This window comes from Tateyamaria sp. (assembly GCF_039940735.1).
Taxonomy (GTDB): domain Bacteria; phylum Pseudomonadota; class Alphaproteobacteria; order Rhodobacterales; family Rhodobacteraceae; genus Tateyamaria.
Window position 1 is genome coordinate 1 of sequence record NZ_JBDVGB010000019.1, and the last position, 3,506, is coordinate 3,506.

Here is a 3,506-nt window from a genome sequence, read left to right on the forward strand (position 1 = left end):
AGATAAACTCCGGGGGTCTGGGGGCTGGCCCCCAGTCGGCGTCACTTATTCCGCGGCGATGCTGCTTACATCCTGCCCGGATGCAGCCATGATCGCTTTGACGATGTTATGATAACCCGTACAGCGGCAGATATTACCTTCAAGATAGGCACGCACCTCAGCCTCTGTTGGCTTTGGGTTTTCTTTCAGCAAAGACGCCGTCGACATCACCATGCCAGGCGTACAAAACCCGCATTGCAAACCGTGATGATCCTGAAACGCCTGCTGAATAACATTCAGCGATCCATCCGCATTGGCCTGACCCTCGATGGTGGCTACGTTTGCGCCTTCAGCCTCGGCTGCCAGCATGGTGCACGATTTAACCGCCACACCATCGACATGCACCACGCATGCACCGCACTGTGACGTGTCGCAGCCGACGTGTGTTCCGGTTAACTTCAGCTCGTCACGCAAGAAAGACGACAACAACGTGCGCCCCTCCACTTCGCCAGACGCAGCTTTCCCGTTCACGGTCATTTTGACCTGTGCCATGACATCCTCCCTTTTTATTGTCTGTCTTGTTGGTTCCGAGTTAAGCACGCAACCCGGCACTTGAGAACCAATATTTTCGCCCCTTGCGCAAATTTGCACAGAGAGGTGGCCGCTTTAGGTCGCGCGGGGCCTTGGTCGTGTCGGGATTTCTTTCAGCAATCCGCCCACGCCCATGGCCGCAACATCGGCCCGCGTTACAGACACATCGCAAATGACCCGCTCCAATACCCAATCCGCGCCATTTAATGCCAAAGACCGCGCACAACCCGGCAAGCCAATCACCGGCCGATCCTTAAGCCAGCCCAGAAACAACAAATTTCCCGGATCGACCGGCATCCCATAGGCCTCGATTCGCCCGCCCGCATCGCGCACCGCTTGTGGCGCCACATCCAGCGCGTCGGATGTTGCGGATGCCGTCAACACAAACAACACCTGACCAGACGCGTCGCGCAAGGCGGCCGCGATGTCCGCACTTTTGTGCGGCACGACAACACGGTCCGTCATGGTCACACCAAGCCGTTCCATCCGCGTCACCATAGCCGCACGCCCCTTGGGCGATGGGACGCCATCACCCACGTGCGTTTCGATCAAAGTAGCCGTGCGGAAAACTGGATTACTGACAAACATTGCATAGTGCGCTTGATCGCAGGCCTCTTTCAGCTTTGTCTCGGACACCGCGTAAGAAATGATCTTGATGGTGGCCACCATCGCACCCACATCGACCCGCTGATAGTTTGGCAGCGTCGCCAAAGTGATCATGGGATCGATCGAATTCAAGGCCACGACCTTGTCAGCCGAAACTTCAACCACCCCCGGCGCTGTCGCATATAGGTTCACACGGCCCGCACCCGCCGCGGATATCCGCAGATTTTGGTCACCAGTGTGGGGCACAATCGCCTGCGCCGCCTGTGCTGCGGCCGCATTCTCATCAACGTCCCCGGGCTCAAGACGGGCCACCACCAATGTATCGTGACCGCCCGCAATCAAGTCTGTGATGTGCGCCATCTCTAGGCAGGTGCCTTTTTGCACGCGCCCCGATCCGGCCATCATCGAATGTGCAAGAATCGCGCCCGCTGCATCTTGTGCGGGGACAGGGCCAAAGATCATGCGGGGCTCCGCAGGCGTTGCACCATTTGCGCAAGGATCGACACGGCGATCTCGGACGGGCTGGCCGCCCCAATGTTCAACCCCACAGGGCCATGAATGCGCGCGATCTGATCCGCGTTGAACCCGGCCTCGCTCAGACGCTCCACCCGTTTAGCATGGGTGCGGGTCGATCCAAGCGCGCCAATGTAAAACGCATCCGATTTCAGCGCCACGTGAAGTGCCGGATCATCCAGCTTGGGATCGTGGGTCAGCAACACAAGGGCACTGCGGGTATCAAGGTCAAACGTGGCCAAGGCCTCGTCCGGCCAATCATCCATAAGCGTTTCACCCGGAAAACGCGCTTCGGAGCCAAACGCGCCGCGCGGGTCAATCACCACAGGATCAAATCCAGCAGTACGCGCCATGGGCACAAGCGCTTGGGCGATGTGAACAGCGCCAACGATTGCAAGCCGTAGTGGCGGGTTATGGATCGCCACAAACGTATGGCCGTCGTCTTCGACCCCGCTGCGGTCACTGGCAAAACGCGCGTTGTGACCTGTTGTGTCCACCTGCCGCTGCCATGTGTCCATGTTGACCACATAGGCCGCAGGTTTGCGGGCCGCTCGGATGGCGACCAGTTCTTCGAGCAACTCAAGCGGCATGGCTGTTCCGATGGGTTCAACAAGCACTTTGATCGTACCGCCACAGGCAAGCCCGACCGCAAAGGCATCTCCGTCACTGACGCCGTATTCCAAAAGGCGCGGCTTGCCGTCTGCCAGTGCCTCGGTGGCTTCCAGCACAACAGCGCCTTCGACACAGCCGCCCGAAACCGAGCCCATCATGTCGCCCGCACCTGACACAACCATCTGTGCACCAGCGCGGCGCGGTGCGCTGCCCCATGTTTGCACCACAGTCGCCAGCGCCGCGCCCTGCCCCGCCTGCACCCAAGCCAAAGCTTGTTCGGGGGCGTTTTCCTGTTGCGTCATTGCATGGGCTCCGTTTTGGGGTCGGCAGATGCTGTCCAAAACTTAATCCTGCCGCGCCCAAAGGTACAACCCCAAGCCGCGCACAGGTCATCAAGCGCGCGCTAACGCTTGCACCCTCGCCCCTGCCGCCCTAAATCTGTAGTGACATTGTCCGGAGAACCCCCATGCCCATGCAAGCCCAAGAGATCGAAGACCTGATCCGCGAGACATTCCCGCAGGCACAGATCACCATCACCGACCTTGCGGGCGACGGGAATCATTACGCAGCCGAAGTGGTTGACGCGTCTTTTGTCGGCATGAACCGGGTGCAGCAGCACCGCGCCGTCACCAAAGCGCTCAAGGGCAAAATGGATGGCAGCCACGGCGAATTGCACGCGCTGGCTCTGACGACCAAAGCACCTGCATGACAGGGTTGTGGCAGATCATTTCGGCCCCGTTTCGCAGCGGACCACGGCGTCCGCTGGCGGCGCGCCAACCTGGGCGTGACGAGATGGGTCAAACCCGCGTTGTCCCCTTGGGGATGGAGGCCACAGACCTGTCCCTTATTGACCAAGTCAGCCGCAAAAACGACGCGCTTGAGCGCACCAACCGGATACACACACACCAAAGCAAAGGCAGCTTTACCGCAGCGACCAGCACCAAAGTCGATGCGATGCCCCAAGATGAAACCTATGCCGCGCACTATCACCGCGCCTACATAAAGAAAGACAACTGACATGAGCGACGCCAACACAAAGATCGAAGAAACCATCAAATCCAACGATGTTGTGCTTTACATGAAGGGCACCAAATCCATGCCACAATGCGGGTTTTCCAGCAAAGTGGCAGGTGTTTTGAACTACATGGGCGTGGATTTTGCCGACGTGAATGTTTTGGCGGATGAAGAAATCCGCACCGGCATCA

Annotated in this window: 6 protein-coding genes; 3 read left to right on the forward strand and 3 right to left on the reverse strand. The window is 58.9% G+C overall.

Going from position 1 to position 3,506, the window contains the following annotated elements; all coding sequences use genetic code 11:
* Positions 1-45 precede the first annotated feature (45 nt).
* The 3 genes from ABJF76_RS04055 to ABJF76_RS04065 form a co-directional block, all read right to left on the reverse strand.
* On the reverse strand, positions 46-531 hold the full coding sequence (locus ABJF76_RS04055) for a (2Fe-2S)-binding protein (protein ID WP_413820640.1): 486 nt from the start codon (positions 529-531) through the stop codon (positions 46-48).
* A 114-nt stretch (positions 532-645) separates the two neighbouring features.
* Positions 646-1,638 carry a molybdopterin-binding protein gene (locus tag ABJF76_RS04060; RefSeq protein WP_413820641.1) on the reverse strand — a complete coding sequence of 331 codons (993 nt, stop codon included), beginning with the start codon at positions 1,636-1,638 and terminating at the stop codon, positions 646-648.
* Positions 1,635-2,603, reverse strand: coding sequence for an XdhC family protein (locus ABJF76_RS04065; protein WP_413820642.1), 969 nt, complete (start codon positions 2,601-2,603; stop codon positions 1,635-1,637). The genes ABJF76_RS04060 and ABJF76_RS04065 overlap by 4 nt, the downstream gene beginning before the upstream one ends.
* Positions 2,604-2,767: 164 nt before the next feature.
* On the opposite strand from ABJF76_RS04065, the gene ABJF76_RS04070 reads away from it, so the two are divergent.
* The 3 genes from ABJF76_RS04070 to ABJF76_RS04080 form a co-directional block, all read left to right on the forward strand.
* On the forward strand, positions 2,768-3,010 hold the full coding sequence (locus ABJF76_RS04070; protein WP_413820643.1) for a BolA/IbaG family iron-sulfur metabolism protein: 243 nt from the start codon (positions 2,768-2,770) through the stop codon (positions 3,008-3,010).
* Complete coding sequence (locus ABJF76_RS04075; RefSeq protein WP_413820644.1) at positions 3,007-3,318, forward strand: hypothetical protein; 312 nt, start codon at positions 3,007-3,009, stop codon at positions 3,316-3,318. The genes ABJF76_RS04070 and ABJF76_RS04075 overlap by 4 nt, the downstream gene beginning before the upstream one ends.
* A gap of 1 nt (position 3,319) precedes the next feature.
* Positions 3,320-3,506 (forward strand): glutaredoxin domain-containing protein (locus ABJF76_RS04080; protein WP_413822513.1); only part of this gene is annotated, 187 nt, incomplete at its 3' end.